Here is a 22,125-nt window from a genome sequence, read left to right as displayed (position 1 = left end):
CAGTTAATCAATGGATTTAACTTCCAGCGATGGCTGGAAAGCAATCCGCAGGATTCTCACAGCGAACATGTCGTGATTAATGGACAAAATTTCCTGATGGAAATTACACCGGTCCATTTACAGGGTGAAAATAACGAACTGATGTTGACCGGCGCTGTGGTGATGCTGCGTTCCACCATTCGTATGGGGCGTCAGTTGCAAAATATGACCACTCAGGATCTGAGCGCGTTTAGTCAGATTATCGCGGTCAGTACCAAAATGAAACACGTCGTGGAGCAGGCGCGCAAGCTGGCTATGCTGAGTGCGCCATTGCTGATTACCGGGAATACCGGTACGGGAAAAGATCTTTTTGCACGAGCCTGCCATCTGGCGAGCCCACGTGCGGAGAAACCATACCTGGCGCTGAACTGCGCTTCGATTCCTGAAGATGCGGTTGAAAGTGAGCTGTTTGGCCATGCACCGGAAGGCAAGAAAGGCTTCTTTGAACAGGCTAATGGCGGTTCGGTTCTGTTGGATGAAATTGGCGAAATGTCGCCGCGTATGCAAACAAAATTGCTGCGTTTTCTTAATGACGGAACGTTCCGCCGCGTCGGCGAAGATCATGAAGTCCATGTGGATGTGCGCGTGATTTGTGCTACGCAAAAAAATCTTGTGGAACTGGTACAGAAAGGCCTGTTTCGTGAAGATCTCTACTATCGTCTCAACGTATTGACGTTAAACCTGCCGCCACTGCGCGATTGTCCGCAAGATATTATGCCGCTCACTGAGCTGTTTGTCGCAAAGTTTGCCGACGAGCAGGGCGTACCGCGCCCGAAACTTTCCGCCGATCTCAGTACAGTGTTAACCCGCTATGGTTGGCCGGGTAACGTGCGTCAGTTGAAAAATGCTATCTATCGGGCGCTAACCCAGCTTGAGGGATATGAACTGCGTCCGCAGGATATTTTATTGCCGGATTATGATGCGGCGACGGTTGCTGTTGGAGAAGAGGTTATGGAAGGCTCGCTGGATGAAATCACCAGCCGCTTTGAGCGCTCAGTGCTTACGCAGCTCTATCTGAATTATCCCAGCACACGTAAACTCGCCAAACGGCTGGGCGTCTCGCATACCGCGATTGCCAATAAATTACGTGAATACGGACTGAGCCAGCAGAAGAAGAGCGAAGAGTAACTCAGTAAATAACAATGCTCGTCTGGCGTCATGCCGATCGGTTAAGACGCGCTTAACCGATCGGAGGCGCATGTTACGGAACAGATTTTGAGGCGGATATATGCATTTTGCATCAATTCCGCCCCTTAGAATTTGAGAAGTGAGCCAGTTACGCTCCTTCAGGCACCGGAAGAGGCCAGCCGCCCAGGCGCTTCCAGCGGTTAACGATTTCGCAGAACAGAACTGCAGTACGTTCAGTGTCATACAGCGCAGAGTGCGCCTGAGTTCCATCAAATTCCATTCCAGCCGCAAGGCACGCTTTTGACAGCACGGTTTGTCCCAGAGACAGACCGCTCAGCGCCGCTGTATCAAAGGTAACGAACGGGTGGAACGGATTGCGTTTCAGTGAGGCACGCTCCGCTGCCGCCATCATAAAGCTGTGGTCGAAAGTGGCGTTATGCGCAACCATGATCGCCCGATTACAACCACTGTCTTTGATGCCTTTACGCACCATTTTAAAGATTGCGTGCAGAGCATCGTATTCGCTGACAGCTCCGCGTAGCGGATTGCTCGGGTCGATACCGTTGAACGCGAGTGCTTCCGGTTGTAAATTTGCCCCTTCAAAGGGTTCGACGTGGAAATGCAACGTCATGTCCGGCATCAGCCAGCCTTGTTCATCCATTTTCAGCGTGATGGCTGCAATCTCGAGCAGCGCATCGGTTTTGGCATTAAATCCTGCTGTTTCTACATCAATGACGACAGGATAAAAACCACGAAAACGGTCACACAGACCGGAAAGTTGAGCGTTATCGGACATCTGGGTCTCTTAATACGGGAAAATTGCAGCGGGTATTATGGCAAAATGATGAGTATAAAACTACGGGCACAGACGATCTGCGCCCGACGGGAGATTAGTCACCCAGGCCGCGACCTGCGTCTTTTTCTTCGATCAGTTCAATTTTATAGCCGTCCGGATCTTCCACAAACGCGATAACCGTCGTACCGCCTTTAACCGGACCCGCTTCACGCGTCACGTTACCGCCGTTCTGACGAATACGCTCGCAGGCTTCTGCCGCATTGTCTACGCTCAGGGCAATGTGACCGTAAGCAGTACCCAGGTCGTATTTGTCGACGCCCCAGTTGTAGGTCAGCTCAATGACGGCTTCGCTGGTTTCAGGGCCGTATCCGACAAACGCCAGAGAGTATTTGTATTCAGGGTTTTCACTGGTACGCAGCAGCTTCATGCCGAGTACTTTGGTATAAAAATCGATGGAACGTTGCAGGTCGCCCACGCGTAGCATGGTATGAAGTAAACGCATCTTTTCTTCCCCTTCAAAAATGGCTAATACATTCAAAATGTTGTTTTAGTATAGCGGCGTTGTGACGCCGCTATCAATGCAGGATTATAACCGCTCTCTTTGAGACCACATTTTATTGGCGGCAACTCAAAACCCAGTGCTATCGTCAGGGCAATTACAGAGTCGGATAATCAGTGTAACCTTCAGCGCCACCGCCATAGAAACTCTCAGCGCGCTGTGGATTCAGTTCAGCTTTATGCTGCAGACGAGCGACCAGATCCGGGTTAGCAATATAGGCGCGGCCAAAGGCGACCGCATCGATCAGGCCTTTTTCAATCAGCGCTTCAGCTTTCTCTGGCGTGTAGGCTCCCGCTCCAATAATTGGACCATGGAATCGAGCACGAATTTTCTCGCGGAACGCATCGCTATACGGCTCACCACCGGCCCAGTCCGGTTCGGACATATGCAGGTAAGCGATCCCGCGTTTGCCAAGTTGTTCAATCAGATACAGTGCATCGGCTTCTTCATTCGGACCGTTATCCACGTTCTGGAAAGAACCAATAGGGGAAACCCGAATACCAATGCGGTCTGCGCCCCATTCTTTGATCCCGGCATCGACGACTTCCAGCACCAGACGCGCACGATTCTCTACGCTGCCACCGTATTGATCGGTGCGGTGGTTAGAAGTAGGGGACAGGAACTGATGCAGTAAATAGCCATGGGCGGAGTGCAACTCTACCAGGTCAAAGCCCGCTTCACGCGCGTTAGCTATTGCCTGACGGAAATCATTGACGATACCTGGAATTTCTTCGGTTTCCAGTGCGCGCGGCATAGAGGTGTCCACTCGCGTCGCCAGTCCGTTTGCATCGCGCAGTGAAGTGCGGGTTCCTGCGCTGATGGCAGAAGGTGCAACCGGTGGCTGTCCATTTGGCTGCAGGCTTGAATGAGAGATTCGCCCGGTATGCCACAATTGTACGGCGATATGACCCTGCTCAGCATGAACGGCATGGGTGATTTTTTCCCACGCTGCAATTTGCTCTGCGCTGTGTAATCCTGGCGCACCCGCATAGCCTTTTGCCTGCGCGGAGATCTGCGTGGCTTCACTGATGATCAGACCTGCACTGGCCCGTTGGCGATAATATTCGGCCATGAGCGGAGTCGGGATGTCGCCAGGTTCGATGCTGCGCAGACGCGTCAGTGGTGCCATGAATACGCGGTTTGCGGCTGTGATAGCACCCACTTTCAGCGGGGAGAACAGTTTTTCAGATGACATAATAACTCCAGATATGAATAGACCGGTCGTCTAGTGATAATTTAAATAAAAACGCCTGTTAAACGTCAGGCGTTGTAATGACGGTTTTAACGTGTGCCAGCGCATTTTCCAGCGGTGTGGCACTGCGAGAAATCTTAGCCTGCAGGTTGGCCCCCAGCCACAGCGCATACAGCACCTGCGCCTGCTGTAAAGGTTCGCCAATGAACGACAAACAGTGGCAGTCCCGTCCTTTTTCCAGCGCTTGCGCTAACAGCGTAATAATATGTCGCGCGCCTTTATCCATCGCCGTACGCATGTCTTCAGAGAGATCGCATACTTCGGCGGACAATTTGACGGTCAGGCATCCGCTAATAATGCCATGCTGGCTAAACTGATTCAGGGTTTCCTGATAGTAGGCCAGGATCCGGTCGCGGTAATTACCAGCACCCGCATCAAAATGCGCGCCGAGTCGCTGATGATAGGCCGCATAATGGCGTTCCAGCATAGCCACACCAAATGCTTCTTTTGAGCGAAAATAGTGATAAAACGAACCCTTGGGAACCTCAGCGGTTTTCAACAATTCGCTTAAACCCATACCGGTGAATCCGCGTTGCATGCAAAGCTGCTCTCCGGTCGCCAGAAGATGTTCGCGCGTGTCGTGTTCAGTTACTTTGTTCATGCGAAGGAGTGTAATAGACCAGTCGGTCTAATGCAATAGCGCTTGCCAGAAATTCAGTTAACGTCTTCAATAGGTATATCGAACTTATTTAAGGAGGGGATGTGGCCGAACAGCTGGAGTTTTTCCCCGTCCAGAGCCCGTGCCGTGGGATCTGTCAGTCTGACGAACGCGGTTTTTGCCGCGGATGTTTTCGCAGCCGGGATGAGCGTTTTAACTGGCAAAAAATGAGCGATGCCGAAAAACAGGATGTGCTGCGGCTTTGTCGCCAGCGGCTTATGCGTAAATTACGTGCAAACAAAACCAACCCACCGGAAGAACCGCAACAACCCTCACTCTTTTAAAATCGCAATTGCGTATACTCGATACACATTCACTTATTAAGGAAGCTGCTATGGTTCAGCGTATCACTATTGCGCCGCAAGGCCCGGAATTTTCTCGCTTTGTCATGGGGTACTGGCGGCTGATGGACTGGAATATGTCCGCGCGCCAGTTAGTCAGCTTTATTGAGGAACATCTGGAACTGGGCGTAACTACTGTCGATCACGCGGATATTTATGGCGGATACCAGTGTGAAGCTGCGTTTGGCGAGGCACTGAAGTTGGCTCCACATCTGCGGGAAAAAATGCAGATTGTGACCAAATGCGGTATAGCTACCACGGCGCGAGCGGAAAATACACTTGGTCATTATATCACCGACAGCGCTCACATTATTGCCAGCGCAGAACAGTCTCTGAAGCTTCTGGCGACCGATTATCTTGATCTGCTGCTGATCCACCGTCCCGATCCGTTGATGGATGCAGACGACGTGGCTGATGCCTTTAAAAAGCTGCACCATAGCGGCAAAGTGCGCCACTTTGGGGTATCAAACTTTACACCCGCTCAGTTTTCGCTGCTGCAATCGCGTCTGCCATTTACTCTGGCGACTAACCAGGTCGAAATATCACCGGTACATCAGCCGCTCTTGCTGGATGGCACCCTGGATCAGTTGCAACAGTTGCGCATCCGGCCGATGGCCTGGTCCTGTCTGGGCGGTGGTCGACTGTTCAATGATGACGCTTTCCAGCCGCTGCGTAATGAGCTTGCTGCGGTAGCGGAAGAGCTGAATGCCCAGTCTATTGAGCAGGTGGTGTATGCGTGGATTTTACGTCTGCCATCACAACCGCTGCCTATTATTGGTTCTGGCAAAATTGAGCGCGTTCGTGCCGCTATTGCAGCTGAATCGCTGACAATGTCTCGTCAACAATGGTTCCGAATTCGTAAAGCGGCGCTGGGATACGACGTGCCTTAATCGTGTTTTCTGCGCTTCGTCGTTCAAATTTTCGGCACTGGTTTACACTTATCAATCAAGTACCTGTTCGAAGGAGGATGTATGAAGCGTTTGAGTTTGGCCGTTATTACCTTACTGGCCTGTGCGGGTGCACAGGCAGCCAGTGAGCAAGTTGAGATGAACCTGGTGACGTCACAAGGCGTCGGGCAGTCGATTGGTTCAGTGACCATTTCTGAAACGGCTAAAGGTCTGGAGTTTACGCCAGATTTGAAAGCTCTGCCGCCGGGAGAGCATGGCTTTCATGTGCATGCTAACGGCAGTTGTCAGCCAGCTATTAAAGAAGGTAAAGCTTCGGCCGCCGAAGCGGCAGGTGGACATTTTGACCCGCATAAAACCGGTAAGCATGAAGGCCCCGAGGGTGGTGGACACATGGGAGATCTCCCATTGCTGATGGTTAATAATGAGGGGAATGCCACGACGGCTGTCGTCGCTCCGCGACTGAAATCGCTGGATGATGTCAAAGGCAAGTCGCTGATGATACATGTGGGCGGAGATAATATGTCCGATCAACCCAAACCACTCGGTGGTGGCGGGGCGCGATACGCCTGTGGTGTTATCAAATAATCAGCGGGTCAGCGTACCTGGCGGTGGTGCTTGTTCAAGCTGAGAGAGCGAACAGTGTAATCGCCAGATTAGAGCGGCCAGCTCTTGTGCGGCAGACTGATGATGATGGGCAAGTGTATCGCATATACGTTGTAGTTCATTAAGCGTGGCATTCAGCGGACGTTGCTGCACGCCACGCTCGCTCATTACATCGCGAAGTAATGAGATGCACACATCCCTGACGCGAGATAACGGATCTGAGCGTGCCTCCCAGGCGCGCAACTGCCATACCACATGTGAGCAATTTAGTAGTACCACTCCCCACCGTAATAACCAGCGCCGTGCCAGTGCATCCTGGCTGTTGCTGAGCTGACTGACATGATGATAGGTCAACGACTCAAATTCATTTTCGCTGAGCGACGGATGTCGGCTGAGCTGATCGACAAAATCCCGGCGCAGAGCGCGAATGTGGCGCCGACTCTTCCTGGCGTCTGAACCAGGGCGCAGAATGGCAAAGGCCAGCCATGACAATGCCACGCCGGTAATTTTTGCCATATTGTCATTCAGAAAATCAGCAAAATCATAGACGGGAGGATTGGTCACGGCGATGAACGATCCCATGAACACGATCAACTGTCCCCAAAGTCCCGCCAGCGCTGGCATCTGCAATTTTAATAACTGCATGGTGGCAAGCAGTGGAAAGAGGAACAGAATGAATTGCCAGAGGTCGGTGATTTGCACCATCAAGCCAAATTTAACCACAAAGCTGAATAATGACAGCAGGACCAGCGTTCGCATCAACAATGAGAGTGATTTGAACGGGGTGGCAACGGCGGAATACAGCACACAGCTGATGGCGGCAAGCGTCAGTGCACCGGAACCCGATTCCCACTGTGCGCCGATGCTCCATGCACCGATTACCATCAGCGTGCAGAAAGTACGTAATCCGCTCCATACCGCTTCCGCATTGTCAGTATGACGGGCAAGTCCAGGCGTTCGATTCACGATAATGCGATCAACGGTTACGCCATTTTCCAGCAAATGCAGGTAGTGACTGCTTTGCAGGTAGATACGGCAGAAATAACGCAGCCGCTGCCAGAAGGCGATATGTCGATAGTCGCTTTGGTCCCGCGGGCGCAGGGGGGCAATAATACGCGCCACGGTATAGCTGTCGGTGTTTGCTTTCACCAGCGCATTCAATAGTTGTTCGATGATATCCCGGGTATTCGCAGGGGGATTGGGCCAGTTCAGCAGCATCCTGCGCAGACTGGAAATCACGCTGGTCATACGAAGCTGCTGGTGTAACAGTGAATTGAGCAGTGCATTCTGGCGGCGAAAGCGATAGTGACTCCAGAACGCCTGGATCCGCAACAGATTCATGGTCAGAATTTGGCCGATTACGCCCTCGTGAGCCGAACGAATCGCATCAGTGGTTTCTGGTTGCCAGAGTAAACTGGCATGTTCCAGCAAGCGTGCGTGCATGTTTTTCAGTGCGGTCAGCAGTGTTGTACCATCGGATGTGCTTGGCAGGATCATCATCATCATCCCACCACAGAGTATCCCGACGAGGACTTCGCATACACGGGCCTGGGCGATATCCCACAATTGAGTTATCTCAACGGTATTCACCATTGGAAACGCGATGATGGCTGCCGTGTAGCCAGCCAGTTGAAAAGCGTAGGCCACGTTATTGGTAAAATGTGCGCAGGCCCACGTGCATAAGCCAATCCACGCCGACATGCTCAGCAGAAATAGCCAGGGTTCATTGAGGGTATGGCCCGCAATGATCAACGCCGCCGTTGCCCCGAGTAAACTGCCGGCAACACGCCCCAGACTCTTACTGATGACACCACCGACGGTGGGGAAGCTAACCACGGCGGCAGAGGTCATCGCCCAATAAGGTTCATCCAGGTTCAGATAATAGGCGAACGTTAATGCCAGACACATTGCAATGGTATTACGCAGAGCGTAACGCCACTGTCCGGCCGTGGCTTTAAACCACGGCAAATTACCTGGCGTCAGATGAAACCGTTTCATTGATGCTGACCAATGGAGACGCTACAGGTCGTTCCTGAAACCAAAGTGACATCGTGAGGAAGGGCGTTAAATTCGATGCGAACAGGAACCCGTTGCGCCAGACGAACCCATGGCACGTTAGGTTTGATATCGGGAATGAGGCCGGAATCACTTTCAACACTCTGATCGTAAATAGCACGGGCAATACTTGATACGTGACCCTGTAACTTCACGTTGCCGCTGTACAGTGTAATAAGAGCCGGTGCGCCTTCGCGAATGTGGCGTAGCTTGGTTTCTTCAAAATACCCCATCACATAAAAAGAGTGGCTGTCGACAAGGGCAAACAGCGGCTTGCCCGTGGAGGCGTAGTCTCCGGTTCGGGTCGAAAGATTGGTCACCCATCCCGCAACAGGGGCTTTAACTTCCGTTTGTGTCAGTTGCCACTGCGCCTGGCGCAATATGGCCTGAGCGGCTTCGACGCTGGCCTGCATCGCTTTAACGTTAAGGTTCGCCGTATCAAGATCCTCTGCGGAGATGTAATTTTGCGACAGATGACGGCGACGGTTGGCTTCGTTATTGGCTTTTGCCAGGTCGGACTGTGCTTTGGCTAACTGAGCCTGTGCATTCAATTCGGCGATATGAAACGGTGTCTTGTCGATAACCAAAAGCACATCACCGGCGTTAACGAACTGGTTATCCTTTACGTTGAGTTTGCTGATACTTCCGGAGACCTGCGGCGTAATGCTGACCTGCTCAGCGCGGACTTTGCCGTCGCGCGTCCACGGTGACTGCATGTAATAATTCCACATCCACCATCCCGCGAGGACCGCAATAACAGCGACTATAATTGTGGAGAAGTATTTAACGGTTTTAAGCGACATAATCACCACGCAATTAGCAGATAGAAGCCCAGGCATACGCAAAGCGTAAAGAGAGACAGATCCATTAACAGGGGATGCCATATTTCGCCGGAGTAGATCCAGTCGCGTAGTAGACGATGAGCAACCAGCCAGAGAATGAACCCCGCGATAAACGCCTTGAAAATAGGGGGGAAATAGACAGATGCGCCGATCATTAAATCTTGTAAGGGCAATCCTGTTGCATTAAACATAAACTTCACGGGCAAAATCCTTGGCGGAAGAGAGCATTGCTATAGGTTTAGCAAAAAAGGGACAATGAGTCTCTTTAACACAGAATGTCTGAAAAAATGTCATCCGGTAAGCAAATTTGGCAATACATTTGTTTTGAGAATACAAATGCTGCACACTATTCTAAAATCAGTATAATAACTTAGCAAGCTAATTATAAGGAGATGAAATTGGAATCGCCACTAGGTTCTGATCTGGCACGGTTGGTGCGCATTTGGCGTGCTCTGATTGACCATCGCCTGAAGCCTCTGGAGTTGACGCAGACACATTGGGTTACGCTGCACAACATTCATCAGTTGCCGCCGGATCAATCGCAGATTCAGTTGGCTAAAGCGATAGGTATTGAGCAGCCTTCACTGGTGCGTACGCTTGACCAACTGGAAGAAAAGGGACTCATTTCGCGACAGACTTGCGCCAGCGATCGTCGGGCAAAGAGAATAAAACTCACTGAGAAAGCGGAACCGCTAATCGCAGATATGGAAGCGGTAATCAATAAAACGCGCGGAGAAATTCTGGAAGGGATCTCGGCCGAGGAGATTGATTTGCTGATTAAACTGGTCGCCAGGCTGGAACACAATATCATTGAGCTGCAGTCTCAGGGCTGATGTGAAATTTAACGTGTGGCCAGAGCCTGACCACACGTTAATTCGATTAGCGCGGGGAAACGGTAACTTCTCTGCCGTTGCTTGCCATTACGACACGCTGGCCTGCGGCGAATTTGGTTGCGCCCTGTTTCTGCACTACCATGATGGTATTACCGTCATCCTTACGGATTTCCAGTTCCACACCCTGGGTTTTATTCATTGCACCCTGCACGCCCTGGCCAGCAACGCCGCCAGCTACAGCGCCTGCAGCAGTTGCTAATGAGCGGCCAGTACCACCGCCAACGGTGTTACCGAGGAACCCGCCGAGTACCGCACCACCGATAGCGCCAATTACGTTTGCGTCATCACCACCCTGAATTTGAACCGGACGAACATGAACAATCGTGCCATAGGTTACGTTCTGAACCTGTTTTGCTTCGGATGCGGTATACACGTCACCTGAAAGGCTGTCATTGTTAACGCAACCGGCTAAAGATACGCCCATTAATGAAATAATAAGCACACGTTTAATCATTTAAAAATCTCCTTGTCACCACGAAACGCTGAAAAAAACACCCTTCATGATAAAATTATATGGCATTTGTGAGCCTAAGGTCACATGTTCTACTGGAACAATATGAAAATCATAATTGGGTCCGGGTTAACCGAGTATAAACGAACCATTCATCAAATCGATTGAAATGATGACCTGTTGCCATCAGTAACCCGCAAAAATCATCAATGAAGCATGGAATTACGCGGCACTTTATGGTTGAGTGTCAAGGCTAACATGCTTAAAAGGATGACATATGAAATCGGGCCGTTTTATCGGTGTTATGTCTGGAACCAGCCTTGATGGTGTTGATGTTGTGCTGGCGGCAATAGATGAAACGATGGTTGCGCAACAGGCGAGTCTTACCTGGCCCATCCCCATCCATTTGAAACAAGCCATTCTGGACATTTGCCAGGGGCAACAACTCACGCTTTCTCAGTTTGGTCAGTTGGACACCCAACTGGGACGTTTGTTCGCTGAGGCGGTGAATGCGCTCCTGTCGCAGCAAAAATTAAAGCCGCAGGATATCGTTGCTATTGGTTGTCACGGACAAACTGTATGGCATGAACCTACAGGCGCCGCGCCTCATACGCTGCAAATTGGTGATAACAATCAAATTGTGGCGCATACGGGGATCACTGTGGTCGGGGATTTTCGCCGGCGTGATATTGCGCTGGGTGGGCAGGGGGCGCCGCTGGTTCCTGCTTTCCATCAGGCTTTGCTGGCGCATCCGACGGAACGCCGGATGGTGCTGAATATCGGTGGGATTGCCAATTTGTCACTGCTCATACCTGAAAAACCTGTAAGAGGATATGACACCGGACCGGGCAATATGCTGATGGATGCCTGGATCTGGCGGAAATGTGGTCGACCTTACGACAAAGATGCGCAGTGGGCCAGCGAAGGAACGGTGATTATTCCTCTGCTGCAAAATATGCTTAGCGACCCCTATTTTTCTGCACCCGCGCCAAAAAGCACTGGTCGCGAGTATTTCAATTATGGCTGGATAGAACGTCACCTGGCGCAGTTTCCGGGGATTAACCCGCGCGATGTGCAGGCGACGCTTGCCGAACTGACGGCGGTGACCATTTCAGAGCAAGTCTTGCTGAGCGGTGGTTGTGAGCGACTGATGGTTTGTGGCGGCGGAAGCCGTAATCCGCTTCTGATGATGCGTCTGGCGGCGTTGTTGCCGGGTACAGAAGTAACATCAACGGATGAGGCAGGCATTAGCGGTGATGATATGGAAGCGTTAGCCTTTGCCTGGCTGGCGTGGCGTACCTTGGCTGGATTACCGGGTAATTTGCCTTCGGTGACCGGTGCGGCAGAGTCCAGTGTTTTAGGGGCGATTTTCCCTGCAAACCCACGATCTCAGAGTTAACTGAAATTATCCTCGCCTGTATGCCGGTAAACTAGGGAAGTTAGGGAGGGTGTCATTGCCCTCCGGGACCAGGAAAGTCTTCAGGATATGGCTATGAAAAAACTGTTAATTGTCTGTCTGCCCGTACTGCTTAGCGGTTGTAGTGTTTACAATCAATTTGTCGAGCGCATGCAAACGGATACACTCGAATACCGCTGTGATGAAAAACCGCTTACTGTGAAGTTGAACAATACTCAACAAGTTGCGAGCTTTGTTTACGATAATCAGTTAGTGAAACTCAAACAGGGTGTGTCGGCATCCGGTGCGCGTTACACGGACGGCATCTACGTCTTCTGGTCTAAAGGAGACAATGCAACGGTCTATAAACGCGACAGAGTTGTGTTAAATAACTGTCAGTTACAGAACCCGAAGCGTTGAGATTTTCACCTGGGCGGCGCACAATAGCGTCACCCACTGACAATCCGTAGCCCAACATCATGTCTGATAACGACGAATTGCAGCAAATCGCGCATCTGCGCCGTGAATACACGAAAGGCGGTCTTCGCCGCCGCGATCTTCCCGCCGAACCCCTTGCGCTTTTTGAGCGTTGGCTGGGGCAAGCCTGTGACGCCAAACTGGCGGATCCTACTGCGATGGTTGTCGCAACCGTCGATGAAAATGGTCAACCCTACCAGCGTATCGTGTTGCTCAAACATTATGATGACAAAGGGCTGGTTTTTTATACCAACATGGGCAGCCGCAAGGCGCATCAGATTGAGAATAATCCCCGCATCAGCCTTTTATTCCCCTGGCATACGCTGGAACGGCAGGTCATGGTTATCGGTAAGGCTGAACGTCTTTCCACGCTTGAGGTGGTGAAGTATTTCCATAGCCGCCCACGCGACAGCCAGATTGGTGCCTGGGTCTCTAAACAGTCAAGTCGGATCTCCGCACGCGGTATTCTTGAAAGTAAATTTCTTGAGCTGAAGCAGAAGTTTCAGCAAGGAGAAGTTCCGTTACCTAGCTTCTGGGGCGGTTTTCGCGTGAGTATTGAACAAATGGAGTTCTGGCAGGGCGGTGAAAACCGTCTACACGATCGTTTTTTATACCAACGTGAAGATAACGCGTGGAAAATTGATCGCCTCGCTCCGTAAAGATGCAAAATTCTTGTTTTAAGCGCTGGTACTGATGAATCCGGCGCTTTATTCTATGTCTCTTTCGCATCAGGCGAAAAGTCGTGTACCGGCAAAGGTGCAGTCGTTTTATACATGGAGATTTTGATGGCAAGCAGTAACTTGATTAAACAATTGCAAGAGCGGGGGCTGGTGGCCCAGGTGACGGACGAGGAAGCGTTAGCAGAGCGACTGGCGCAAGGCCCGATCGCGCTCTATTGCGGCTTCGATCCTACCGCTGACAGCTTGCATTTGGGGCATCTGGTTCCATTGTTATGCCTGAAACGCTTCCAGCAGGCGGGCCATAAGCCTGTCGCACTGGTAGGTGGTGCAACGGGGCTGATTGGTGACCCGAGCTTTAAAGCCGCCGAGCGTAAACTGAACACCGAAGACACCGTGCAGGAGTGGGTGGATAAGATCCGCAAACAGGTTGCGCCGTTCCTCGATTTCGACTGTGGCGACAACTCTGCGATTGCTGCGAACAACTACGACTGGTTTGGCGGTATGAACGTACTGACTTTCCTGCGTGATATCGGCAAACACTTCTCCGTTAACCAGATGATCAACAAAGAAGCGGTGAAGCAGCGTCTTAACCGTGACGATCAGGGGATCTCTTTTACCGAGTTTTCATACAACCTGTTGCAGGGTTACGACTTCGCTTGCCTGAACAAACTGCACGGCGTTGCGTTGCAAATCGGTGGTTCTGACCAGTGGGGTAACATTACCTCTGGTATCGACCTGACACGCCGCCTGCATCAGAACCAGGTGTTTGGCCTGACTGTTCCGCTGATCACCAAAGCAGACGGTACCAAATTCGGTAAAACAGAAGGTGGCGCAGTATGGCTGGATCCGAAAAAAACCAGTCCGTATAAGTTCTACCAGTTCTGGATTAACACCGCTGATGCTGATGTGTATCGCTTCCTTAAATTCTTCACCTTTATGGACATTGAAGAGATCAACGCTCTGGAAGAAGAAGATAAGAACAGCGGCAAAGCGCCTCGTGCTCAGTATGTTCTGGCTGAACAAGTGACACGTCTGGTTCATGGTGAAGAAGGGCTGGTGGCGGCAAAACGCATTACCGAAAGCCTGTTCAACGGTGATCTGGGCTCCCTGAGCGAAGCTGATTTCGAACAGCTGGCACAGGATGGCGTACCGATGATTGAGATGGAAAAAGGTGCCGATCTGATGCAGGCACTGGTTGATTCCGAACTGCAACCCTCTCGCGGCCAGGCGCGTAAGACTATTGCGTCTAACGCGGTCACTATCAACGGTGAGAAACAATCTGACCCGGAATATTTCTTCCAGGAGAGTGATATTTTGTTCGGTCGCTACACCTTACTGCGCCGTGGCAAAAAGAACTATTGCCTGATTTGCTGGAAGTAAGTAAAAGTCAGCGGGGGCGTGGGAAACTACGCCCCTTTATTATTCTAGGGTTGTGGTAAGTTAAATGAAGAATATCCTCGCCATCCAGTCCCACGTTGTTTTTGGCCATGCGGGCAATAGTGCAGCAGAATTTCCGATGCGTCGTCTTGGCGCGAATGTCTGGCCACTTAACACCGTTCAGTTTTCCAACCACACGCAGTACGGTAAATGGACAGGCTGTGTCATGCCGCCCAGTCACCTGACTGAAATCGTCCAGGGTATTGCTGATATCGATAAACTCCAGCAGTGCGACGCAGTTCTAAGCGGATATCTGGGGTCTGCAGAGCAGGGCGAGCATATTCTGGGCATTGTGCGCAAAGTTAAAGCAGCCAATCCACAAGCGAAATATTTCTGCGACCCGGTAATGGGCCATCCAGAAAAAGGATGTATTGTTGCGCCGGGTGTTGCCGAATTTCATGTACGCCATGCGCTACCGGCCAGCGATATTATCGCACCCAATTTGGTCGAACTCGAAATCTTGTGTGAGCACGCAGTTAACAATGTGAATGAGGCAGTGATAGCGGCTCGTGAACTGATTGCTCAGGGTCCGGAAATTGTGTTGGTTAAGCATCTTGCTCGCGCGGGTATCAGCACGGATCGTTTTGAGATGCTACTGGTGACTGCTGAACAAGCGTGGCATATCAGTCGGCCATTAGTGGATTTTGGTACTCGTCAGCCTGTTGGCGTTGGTGATGTTACCAGCGGTTTACTGCTGGTGAAGCTGTTACAGGGCGCGTCTTTACAACAGGCGCTGGAACATGTGACTGCGGCGGTGTACGAAATTATGATCGCGACCAAAGAGATGCAGGAGTATGAGCTGCAGGTGGTTGCCGCTCAGGATCGTATCGCTAAACCGGAACACTACTTTAGCGCAACGCAGTTGTAATAAATGCCGGATAAGCGTTAGCGCTATCCGGCACTAAACAGTTAGTTTAACCCTTCAGCTTTTAGCGCCGCAGTCACTGCCGGACGCTCCGCCATACGCGCCATATACGCTTCGATATGGCTGAATCCTTCCATATTCAATTTCACTGCATATGCCCAGCGCAGCACGGTGAACAGATAGGCATCCGCAATGCTGAAACGTTGACCGCAGATCCACGGATTGTCTTTTAATGACTCATTTACATATTGCATTTTTTTCTCCAGCAGAGCACGAACGGTTGGTTTGTACTCTTCTGGTGTATCGGGGCGAAACAGAGGGGTAAAGCCTTTATGCAGCTCTGTAGCAATAAAGTTAAGCCACTCGATTGTTTTGTAGCGGGAGAGGCTGCTGGTGGGGGCAAGGAGCTGACGGTCTGGTACAGAGTCGGCCAGGTACTGCATGATGGCAACGCCTTCGGTCAGTAGCGTTCCGTCATCAAGCAGCAGCGCGGGAACTTGTCCTTTTGGGTTTACCGCGAAAAAATCGTCGCCGTTTTCCAGACGTTTCTTCATCAGATCAACACCATCCAGCGTGAAATCTTTACCACTCTCACGCAGTGTGATGTGGGAAGCAAGAGAACAAGCGCCCGGTTTGTAGAACAGTTTCATCGGTAACTCCTTTTGGCTGAGGTATATCGTATGGTAGTGCTACCTCAGACAAAAAAAAAGCCGCTAACATAAAGTTAGCGGCCTTAAGATAAGTTTCCCTGAGAATTACGCTGTTGCGGCCTTAGAGGCTTTCTCGCTTACATCGTCGTCCTGAGTCATACGGTTCAGTTTCGGTGCTGTCAGCAGCATCAGAACAGCAATAACCGCTGTAGCAATACCAATCTGCAGGAACACACGTCCGTATACTTCAAGAGACATCAGCGGGTCAGTAACGTTTTCTGGAACTGCCATCATGTTAGCAACGTAGCCACCAATAATGTTGGCGCCTGCGGTAGTCAGGAACCAGCTACCCATGATAAAGCCCATCAGGCGCTGCGGAACCAGCTGTGCAACCATCGCCAGACCCAGACCAGAGATCATCAGTTCACCGATACTTTGCAGACCGTAGCAGATGATCAGCCAGTTAACGGAAACGATGCCCGCATCAGTTGCGAATTTCGCACCCAGCGGCAGGATCAGGAACGCGCCAGAACACAGAACCATACCAATAGCAAACTTGGTTGGCATCGGCAGGGTGTCACCCATCTTGTTATAGATGGCGGCAAGGATTGGGCTGCCAATGATGATCCAGAATGGGTTCAGTGCCTGGTACTGCTCAGGTTCGAAAGCGATGCCCAGAATAGAGTGTTCAACGTTACGAATCGCAAAGAAGTTCAGTGACGTCGGCATCTGGCTGTAAAGCACGAAGAAGATAATCGCTTCCAGCATCAGAATAAAAGCGACGATCATTTTACGACGCGCAGCACCGTGCATAGAGAACGCTTCTTTACCGAAGATAACCACGATGCCCATAGCGATAACGCCCAGAACCATACGTGCGATACCCTGGTTGTGCAGCAGCCATGTCGCGATAGCGATCAGAACTACAACGCCACCAATTGTCAGCAGCAGGTTACGGTAGTTGATTGGCTCGAAGTCCGGTTTAGAACCGTACTGTTTGACCCAACGCTGGCAGAATGCGAAGTTCACGACGGTGATCAGCATACCAACGACGCTCAGTGCGAACGCGGTGCTCCAGCCGTAACGTGCAGCCAGCCATGGAGTTGCCAGCATAGAGAAGAATGAACCGATGTTGACGGACATATAGTACATGGTAAATGCACCATCAAGACGCGGGTCATCTTTTGCATAGCAGGTAGACAGCAGGGATGATGGGTTTGCTTTGAACAGACCGTTACCGACCGCGATGGCCGCCATGCCCATATAAACGATACCCGCATCGTGACCAGACCATGCAACCAGTGCATAACCGATGGCCAGGACAATAGCACCCAGCATGATGACACGCTTCGTTCCCAGAACCTTGTCACCTAACCAGCCGCCAATGGCAACAAGACCATAAACCAGGGCGCTAAAGGATGAGAAAAGGGTGATGGAATCCGCTTCTGACATACCCAGTTGCTTCACCAGGTAGACGGCCATAATTCCTTGCAGGCCGTAATAGCCAAAACGTTCCCACAGCTCAATCGAGAAAATGAGATAGAACGCTTTTGGTTGTTTGAAGGCGTTTAAACTGACGCTTTCAGTTGGTTTATTGTTTGCAGTAGACACTTTTACCTCTTTTTTTACATCCCATATCAACGGGGGTGTTCAGGTACGTGATGAGTCAAGTTCATCCGTCCGATTGTTATAGTGGGAGGGGAAACGGCAAGTAATGTTCACTATCTTGACCATTCAGACAAGGGGTTTGTAATAATCTGTTACATATATCTGAACTGGTGAAATCATCCAGGCTAATAAATGTTATCTAGCGTTAAATTTCTTCAATTGAAAAATGGCAGATTTTTACACTGTCAGATAGGGGCAGAAACCGCAATGTGGCGATATGTTCTGCTATTCAAGGTTGAATCCAGTGATATAGGCCATTATCTTAAAAATAGCCAGTGTAATGTTTTGTATCGAATTGACGGGGTCAGATCATTTGCTTGTCATTTTAACTACAAAATAAAAAATATTTTACATTGTGTTATCAGGGTGATCTTGATCACGGATGGATAGAAATTTCTATTACTAAAAAAACGATTAACCTGCTCAGGTGTTAATTCACAAGAATATTACATCAGATATGCCCGCGACTATGGCATCATTGACGGGAAATGAGAGATTAAGAAGTGCATAACTAATCGTTATGGAAGTGGGCAAGGGTTCTTGCCCCCAACATTATCAGATATCGACTTTCTCTTTGAATTCGCAGAGGTCTTCGATGATACAAGAGCCACAACGAGGTTTCCTGGCAATGCAGGTGTAGCGACCATGAAGAATTAACCAGTGATGGCAATCGACTTTAAATTCACTGGGAACAACTTTCAGCAGTTTTTCTTCTACCTGCTCAACGTTTTTACCCGGCGCGAATTGCGTTCGATTACACACTCGAAAAATATGGGTGTCGACGGCTATGGTAGGCCAACCAAAGGCGGTGTTTAGCACCACATTCGCTGTCTTGCGCCCGACACCGGGCAGTGCTTCCAGTGCAGCCCGATCTTCAGGTACTTCGCCATGATGTTGTTCCAGCAGAATACGGCAGGTTTTAATTACGTTTTCTGCTTTGCTGTTAAACAAGCCTATCGTTTTAATATACGACTTAACCCCTTCGACACCGAGATCCAGCATCGCGGCAGGGGTATTGGCGACGGGATAGAGCTTTGCAGTGGCTTTATTGACGCTGACATCGGTGGCCTGCGCCGACAGTAAAACGGAAATCAGCAACTCAAACGGCGAGGTAAAATTGAGCTCGGTTGTTGGATGCGGGTTGTTGTCACGCAGACGTGTGAGTATTTCCAGCCGTTTCGCTTTGTTCATTACACATTCCCTGTCTCGCCTGCCGGACTGTCCGTCACTGCAGCCTCAGCACGACGCTTTTTCATTCTTTCATCAATAAGATATTTAACTGCCAGCATCAGTCCCAGACCAATGAACGCTCCCGGCGGTAGCATGGCCAACAGGAACGGCGTATCCGTATGGAAAATCTCGACGCGCAGCACTTTGGCCCAGCTACCCAGCAGGCCGTCTGCGCCATCAAACAATGTCCCGTTACCTATGATTTCACGCAGTGATCCGAGGACAAACATCGCGCCGGTTGCTCCCATGCCGATGGAAAAACCATCGAGCGCGGATAAAGCGGGGCCTTTTTTAGCGGCAAACGCTTCTGCACGGCCAACCACAATACAGTTGGTCACAATTAAGGGAATGAAGATCCCCAGGGACTGATACAAACCAAAGGCATATGCGTTGATAAGCATCTGCACCGCACTCACCACTGAGGCGATGATCATGACATAAATCGGGATACGAATTTCAGGCGGTGTCCAGCGGCGCAGGGCTGAGATAGTCAGGTTAGTCAGCGTCAGTACCAGTGTTGTAGCAAGCCCCAGACCCAGGGCGTTGGTGGCGGTAGAGGTCACCGCTAACAGTGGGCACATGCCGAGTAACTGCACCAGGGCGGAGTTATTTTTCCATAGCCCCTGAACAATGACGTCTTTAATTTCGCTCATGGTTTATTCTCCACAGGCGGTAAGTTGAGGAAGCTGCGCAGGCAGCGTTTGCGCGTACAGACCAGCGCGTTTAACTGCATTAACTACCGCACGCGGGGTGATGGTCGCGCCAGTGAACTGGTCAAAGTCACCACCGTCTTTTTTAACCGCCCAGTGTGGGTCATTTTCAGTGCTGATTTTTTTGCCACTAAAATGGGTTATCCAGTCGGACAGACGCAGCTCTATTTTATCACCCAGCCCCGGCGTTTCATGATGTTCCGTTACGCGCGAACCCAGTACGGTACCATTGAAATCGACGCCGACCAGCAACTGAATAGCGCCAGAGTATCCATCAGGTGCGGTAGCTTCCAGAATTGCCGCTACCGGACGGTCATCCTGACGGGCAATATAAACGTGGTGTGTTCCTTTACCCAACGCCGGTGCATTAACCAGATAGCAGCTTTCAGGCAGATTATTATTGTAGCGATCTCCAGGCAAAACCTGATCGAACAGCGCCTTTTGCTGCAGTGCGGCCTGTTCATCAATGGTGGACTTGGTTAACTGATTAATGGCTGCCGTTAACCCCGTAGAGCCCGCAGCAAACAGTGCCAGAGTGATACCGTGTTTACGAATCGTTTTCAGCATATGTTGTCCTTAGCGATGTCCGTACACGCGAGGGCGGGTGTAATAATCAATCAGGGGAACAGTGATATTTGCCAGCAATACGGCAAAGGCCACGCCATCAGGATACCCACCAAAACTGCGAATCAGCCACACTAACAGACCTGCAAGCGCGCCAAAAATCAGGCGACCACGGTTAGTTGTTGATGCCGTAACGGGATCGGTAAGAATAAAGAATGCGCCGAGCATAGTTGCACCTGAGAGCAGGTGCAACTGTGGTGAAGCCAGTGAATCCGGGGAGAAAAACCAGCCTAACGTCGCACAGATGGCGAGCGATAGCAGAAAACTGACCGGGATATGCCAGCGAATTGCTTTTTGCCACAATAACACTACACCGCCAGCCAGCCAGGCCAGGTTCACCCACTGCCAGCCAGCGCCTGCGAGCATTCCGCTGTAAATAGGATACTGCATGACTTGTTCAACGGAGTGTCCTGCGTGTAACGATGTTTTGAACGTATCCAGCGGTGTGGCCTGACTGATGCCATCGATCCCCATGCGTAGAGTGTTCATATCACTGCCGCCCACGGTATGTCCGGTAAAGATTACGTTCAGGGCATCAAAGAAACCCGGCACCGTAGCCGCAATTTCATGCGGTGGCAACCAGCTGGTCATCTGCACCGGGAATGAAATAAGCAGGACGACATAGCCTATCATTGCGGGGTTAAATGGATTCTGCCCGAGACCGCCATACAATTGTTTGGCAATGATGACCGCGAATACAGTACCTAATACCACCATCCACCATGGAGCAAGCGGCGGAATACTGACGGCAAGCAGCAATCCAGTCAGCAACGCGGAGTTGTCTTTCAGGATTGCGACGACGGGCTGTTTACGCAGTTTTAGCACGCTGGCTTCGGCGGCGATAGCGCTGGCAGAGGCGAGAACTATCTGCAATAACGTTCCCCAACCAAAGAACCATAACTGAGCGGCAATACCCGGTAATGCGGCAATTAACACCAGCAGCATAATGCGTGATGTCTGGCGCTGATTATGGGTATAAGGGGAGCTTGCTATTCTGAATACCATTTATTCCTCGTTAACAACCTGCTGCTGTGCGGCTTTTTTAGCCTGCGCGCGTGCAATAGCGGCCGCGACAGCGGCTTTGCGTGGATCTACCGGTTCGGCCGTTTCAGCGACGGTCTGCTGCTCAAGTTTGCGTGCTTTAGCCCGGGCAATCGCGGCTTCGACAGCGGCTTTGCGCGGATCTACCGGTTCGGCCGTTTCAGCGTCCGTCTGCTGTTCAAGTTTGCGTGCTTTAGCCCGGGCAATCGCGGCTTCGACAGCAGCTTTGCGCGGATCTACCGGTTCGGCCGTTTCAGCGTCCGTCTGCTGTTCAAGTTTGCGTGCTTTAGCCCGGGCAATCGCGGCTTCGACGGCAGCTTTGCGCGGATCAGTCGCCGTACCGCTCTCTTCAGACAGTGAGTTTTCCGCCTGTTTAGCTCGTGCCTGTGCTTTGCGCGCCTCACGGGCGGCAATGGCGGCGCTGTTGTCGGGTTTTTCGCCAGCCTTGATCACCACCGGCTGCATTGCCTGCGCCTGCTTTTCTTTTACGCGGGCAAGTGCGGCGGCAATGGCATCATGATCTTTTGCGGCAGGTTGTACCGCCGCGCTTTTGTGGCGTTCAAGACGAGCCGCTTTTTCACGTTCCAGTCGCGCTTGTCTGGCTTCAAAGCGTGCTTTTGCTTCAGCGGCGCGTTTTTCTTCCTGACTAATGGCATAAAGCTCAGCTTTTTCCTGGCGGAAATATTGCACCAGCGGAATATTGCTTGGACAAACCCAGGCACAGGCTCCGCATTCAATGCAGTCAGCGATATTGTGACTGGTTGCCTTATCGTGCTGTTGTCCTTTACTGAACCAGTAAAGTTGCTGAGGCAGAAGATCCGC

The 22,125-nt window shown here is 51.0% G+C and carries 24 protein-coding genes and 1 pseudogene; 10 read left to right on the top strand and 15 right to left on the bottom strand.

Annotation, left to right across the window (positions count from 1 at the left end; all coding sequences use genetic code 11):
• Positions 1-1,167, top strand: a 1,167-nt coding sequence (gene tyrR / locus OH663_RS24920) for a transcriptional regulator TyrR (RefSeq protein WP_263525900.1), incomplete at its 5' end; no start/stop codon positions are given.
• A 148-nt stretch (positions 1,168-1,315) separates the two neighbouring features.
• Here tyrR and rnt read toward each other — a convergent pair.
• From rnt to OH663_RS24900, 4 genes are all read right to left on the bottom strand, one after another.
• Positions 1,316-1,963 carry a ribonuclease T gene (gene rnt / locus OH663_RS24915; protein WP_045442497.1) on the bottom strand — a complete coding sequence of 216 codons (648 nt, stop codon included), beginning with the start codon at positions 1,961-1,963 and terminating at the stop codon, positions 1,316-1,318.
• 94 nt (positions 1,964-2,057) lie between these two features.
• Positions 2,058-2,465: a lactoylglutathione lyase gene (gene gloA, locus OH663_RS24910; RefSeq protein ID WP_045442499.1), complete on the bottom strand. Its 408-nt coding sequence runs from the start codon at positions 2,463-2,465 to the stop codon at positions 2,058-2,060.
• A gap of 154 nt (positions 2,466-2,619) precedes the next feature.
• Complete coding sequence (gene nemA, locus OH663_RS24905; RefSeq protein ID WP_200013045.1) at positions 2,620-3,717, bottom strand: alkene reductase; 1,098 nt, start codon at positions 3,715-3,717, stop codon at positions 2,620-2,622.
• Between the two features lie 58 nt (positions 3,718-3,775).
• The gene (locus OH663_RS24900; RefSeq protein ID WP_045442505.1) at positions 3,776-4,375 is read right to left on the bottom strand and encodes a TetR/AcrR family transcriptional regulator; all 600 of its coding nucleotides are present in this window, start codon (positions 4,373-4,375) and stop codon (positions 3,776-3,778) included.
• 101 nt (positions 4,376-4,476) lie between these two features.
• Here OH663_RS24900 and OH663_RS24895 point away from each other — a divergent pair, with 101 nt between their 5' ends.
• From OH663_RS24895 to sodC, 3 genes are all read left to right on the top strand, one after another.
• Entirely contained in the window at positions 4,477-4,716 is a 240-nt protein-coding gene (locus OH663_RS24895; RefSeq protein WP_045442508.1) for a DUF1289 domain-containing protein, read from the top strand.
• A 50-nt stretch (positions 4,717-4,766) separates the two neighbouring features.
• Entirely contained in the window at positions 4,767-5,663 is an 897-nt protein-coding gene (locus OH663_RS24890) for an aldo/keto reductase (RefSeq protein WP_045442510.1), read from the top strand.
• Between the two features lie 81 nt (positions 5,664-5,744).
• Positions 5,745-6,266, top strand: coding sequence for a superoxide dismutase [Cu-Zn] SodC (sodC, locus tag OH663_RS24885; protein ID WP_045442513.1), 522 nt, complete (start codon positions 5,745-5,747; stop codon positions 6,264-6,266).
• Here the strand turns inward: sodC and OH663_RS24880 are convergent.
• From OH663_RS24880 to OH663_RS24870, 3 genes and pseudogenes are all read right to left on the bottom strand, one after another.
• Positions 6,209-8,282: pseudogene (locus OH663_RS24880) on the bottom strand (FUSC family protein). The gene sodC and the pseudogene OH663_RS24880 sit on opposite strands and share 58 nt — an antisense overlap.
• Positions 8,279-9,142, bottom strand: coding sequence for an efflux RND transporter periplasmic adaptor subunit (locus OH663_RS24875; RefSeq protein ID WP_200013043.1), 864 nt, complete (start codon positions 9,140-9,142; stop codon positions 8,279-8,281). The pseudogene OH663_RS24880 and the gene OH663_RS24875 overlap by 4 nt, the downstream one beginning before the upstream one ends.
• A gap of 2 nt (positions 9,143-9,144) precedes the next feature.
• Complete coding sequence (locus OH663_RS24870; protein ID WP_200013041.1) at positions 9,145-9,381, bottom strand: DUF1656 domain-containing protein; 237 nt, start codon at positions 9,379-9,381, stop codon at positions 9,145-9,147.
• 192 nt (positions 9,382-9,573) lie between these two features.
• On the opposite strand from OH663_RS24870, the gene slyA reads away from it, so the two are divergent.
• Positions 9,574-10,014: a transcriptional regulator SlyA gene (gene slyA / locus OH663_RS24865; protein ID WP_019076732.1), complete on the top strand. Its 441-nt coding sequence runs from the start codon at positions 9,574-9,576 to the stop codon at positions 10,012-10,014.
• A 46-nt stretch (positions 10,015-10,060) separates the two neighbouring features.
• Here the strand turns inward: slyA and slyB are convergent, their stop codons facing one another.
• Positions 10,061-10,528 carry an outer membrane lipoprotein SlyB gene (gene slyB / locus OH663_RS24860; RefSeq protein ID WP_045442526.1) on the bottom strand — a complete coding sequence of 156 codons (468 nt, stop codon included), beginning with the start codon at positions 10,526-10,528 and terminating at the stop codon, positions 10,061-10,063.
• 274 nt (positions 10,529-10,802) lie between these two features.
• Between slyB and anmK the strand changes: the two genes are divergently transcribed.
• The 5 genes from anmK (at position 10,803) to pdxY (ending at position 15,383) form a co-directional block, all read left to right on the top strand.
• Positions 10,803-11,924, top strand: coding sequence for an anhydro-N-acetylmuramic acid kinase (gene anmK / locus OH663_RS24855; protein WP_045442529.1), 1,122 nt, complete (start codon positions 10,803-10,805; stop codon positions 11,922-11,924).
• A gap of 87 nt (positions 11,925-12,011) precedes the next feature.
• On the top strand, positions 12,012-12,341 hold the full coding sequence (gene mliC, locus OH663_RS24850) for a C-type lysozyme inhibitor (RefSeq protein ID WP_136345584.1): 330 nt from the start codon (positions 12,012-12,014) through the stop codon (positions 12,339-12,341).
• Positions 12,342-12,400: 59 nt separating this feature from the next.
• Complete coding sequence (gene pdxH, locus OH663_RS24845) at positions 12,401-13,057, top strand: pyridoxamine 5'-phosphate oxidase (protein ID WP_045442541.1); 657 nt, start codon at positions 12,401-12,403, stop codon at positions 13,055-13,057.
• A 126-nt stretch (positions 13,058-13,183) separates the two neighbouring features.
• Positions 13,184-14,458, top strand: coding sequence for a tyrosine--tRNA ligase (gene tyrS, locus OH663_RS24840; protein ID WP_045442543.1), 1,275 nt, complete (start codon positions 13,184-13,186; stop codon positions 14,456-14,458).
• 64 nt (positions 14,459-14,522) lie between these two features.
• A complete protein-coding gene (gene pdxY / locus OH663_RS24835) occupies positions 14,523-15,383 on the top strand; it encodes a pyridoxal kinase PdxY (protein ID WP_045442547.1) in 861 nt (286 codons plus the stop codon).
• Positions 15,384-15,424: 41 nt separating this feature from the next.
• Here pdxY and gstA read toward each other — a convergent pair whose 3' ends face one another.
• The 7 genes from gstA to OH663_RS24800 all read right to left on the bottom strand — a co-directional run.
• Positions 15,425-16,030: a glutathione transferase GstA gene (gene gstA, locus OH663_RS24830; RefSeq protein ID WP_045442550.1), complete on the bottom strand. Its 606-nt coding sequence runs from the start codon at positions 16,028-16,030 to the stop codon at positions 15,425-15,427.
• Positions 16,031-16,135: 105 nt separating this feature from the next.
• Positions 16,136-17,641, bottom strand: a complete 1,506-nt coding sequence (gene dtpA, locus OH663_RS24825; protein WP_048221511.1) for a dipeptide/tripeptide permease DtpA — start codon at positions 17,639-17,641, stop codon at positions 16,136-16,138.
• Between the two features lie 612 nt (positions 17,642-18,253).
• Positions 18,254-18,889, bottom strand: coding sequence for an endonuclease III (nth, locus tag OH663_RS24820; protein WP_045442555.1), 636 nt, complete (start codon positions 18,887-18,889; stop codon positions 18,254-18,256).
• Positions 18,889-19,581 carry an electron transport complex subunit E gene (locus OH663_RS24815; protein WP_045442557.1) on the bottom strand — a complete coding sequence of 231 codons (693 nt, stop codon included), beginning with the start codon at positions 19,579-19,581 and terminating at the stop codon, positions 18,889-18,891. The genes nth and OH663_RS24815 overlap by 1 nt, the downstream gene beginning before the upstream one ends.
• A 3-nt stretch (positions 19,582-19,584) precedes the next feature.
• On the bottom strand, positions 19,585-20,205 hold the full coding sequence (rsxG, locus tag OH663_RS24810; protein ID WP_045442560.1) for an electron transport complex subunit RsxG: 621 nt from the start codon (positions 20,203-20,205) through the stop codon (positions 19,585-19,587).
• A 9-nt stretch (positions 20,206-20,214) separates the two neighbouring features.
• Positions 20,215-21,267 carry an electron transport complex subunit RsxD gene (gene rsxD / locus OH663_RS24805; RefSeq protein WP_200013039.1) on the bottom strand — a complete coding sequence of 351 codons (1,053 nt, stop codon included), beginning with the start codon at positions 21,265-21,267 and terminating at the stop codon, positions 20,215-20,217.
• On the bottom strand, positions 21,268-22,125 hold an 858-nt coding region (locus OH663_RS24800; protein WP_263525899.1), incomplete at its 5' end, for a 4Fe-4S dicluster domain-containing protein.

This window comes from Citrobacter sp. Marseille-Q5395 (genome assembly GCF_947057495.1).
Classification (GTDB): Bacteria; Pseudomonadota; Gammaproteobacteria; order Enterobacterales; family Enterobacteriaceae; genus Citrobacter; species Citrobacter murliniae.
Note: the sequence above shows the minus strand (reverse complement) of the source record. Positions and strands in the feature narration are given on the sequence as shown.

Bases quoted from the DNA above. Each gene is read 5' to 3' on its own strand.
- OH663_RS24890 (WP_045442510.1), top strand. From the start codon at position 4,767: ATGGTTCAGCGTATCACTATTGCGCCGCAAGGCCCGGAATTTTCTCGC.
- sodC (WP_045442513.1), top strand. From the start codon at position 5,745: ATGAAGCGTTTGAGTTTGGCCGTTATTACCTTACTGGCCTGTGCGGGT.
- pdxY (WP_045442547.1), top strand. From the start codon at position 14,523: ATGAAGAATATCCTCGCCATCCAGTCCCACGTTGTTTTTGGCCATGCG.
- pdxH (WP_045442541.1), top strand. From the start codon at position 12,401: ATGTCTGATAACGACGAATTGCAGCAAATCGCGCATCTGCGCCGTGAA.
- mliC (WP_136345584.1), top strand. From the start codon at position 12,012: ATGGCTATGAAAAAACTGTTAATTGTCTGTCTGCCCGTACTGCTTAGC.
- rnt (WP_045442497.1), bottom strand. From the start codon at position 1,963: ATGTCCGATAACGCTCAACTTTCCGGTCTGTGTGACCGTTTTCGTGGT.
- tyrS (WP_045442543.1), top strand. From the start codon at position 13,184: ATGGCAAGCAGTAACTTGATTAAACAATTGCAAGAGCGGGGGCTGGTG.
- OH663_RS24875 (WP_200013043.1), bottom strand. From the start codon at position 9,142: ATGTCGCTTAAAACCGTTAAATACTTCTCCACAATTATAGTCGCTGTT.
- gloA (WP_045442499.1), bottom strand. From the start codon at position 2,465: ATGCGTTTACTTCATACCATGCTACGCGTGGGCGACCTGCAACGTTCC.
- OH663_RS24815 (WP_045442557.1), bottom strand. From the start codon at position 19,581: ATGAGCGAAATTAAAGACGTCATTGTTCAGGGGCTATGGAAAAATAAC.
- anmK (WP_045442529.1), top strand. From the start codon at position 10,803: ATGAAATCGGGCCGTTTTATCGGTGTTATGTCTGGAACCAGCCTTGAT.
- gstA (WP_045442550.1), bottom strand. From the start codon at position 16,030: ATGAAACTGTTCTACAAACCGGGCGCTTGTTCTCTTGCTTCCCACATC.
- slyA (WP_019076732.1), top strand. From the start codon at position 9,574: ATGAAATTGGAATCGCCACTAGGTTCTGATCTGGCACGGTTGGTGCGC.
- rsxG (WP_045442560.1), bottom strand. From the start codon at position 20,205: ATGCTGAAAACGATTCGTAAACACGGTATCACTCTGGCACTGTTTGCT.
- nth (WP_045442555.1), bottom strand. From the start codon at position 18,889: ATGAACAAAGCGAAACGGCTGGAAATACTCACACGTCTGCGTGACAAC.
- nemA (WP_200013045.1), bottom strand. From the start codon at position 3,717: ATGTCATCTGAAAAACTGTTCTCCCCGCTGAAAGTGGGTGCTATCACA.
- OH663_RS24900 (WP_045442505.1), bottom strand. From the start codon at position 4,375: ATGAACAAAGTAACTGAACACGACACGCGCGAACATCTTCTGGCGACC.
- slyB (WP_045442526.1), bottom strand. From the start codon at position 10,528: ATGATTAAACGTGTGCTTATTATTTCATTAATGGGCGTATCTTTAGCC.
- rsxD (WP_200013039.1), bottom strand. From the start codon at position 21,267: ATGGTATTCAGAATAGCAAGCTCCCCTTATACCCATAATCAGCGCCAG.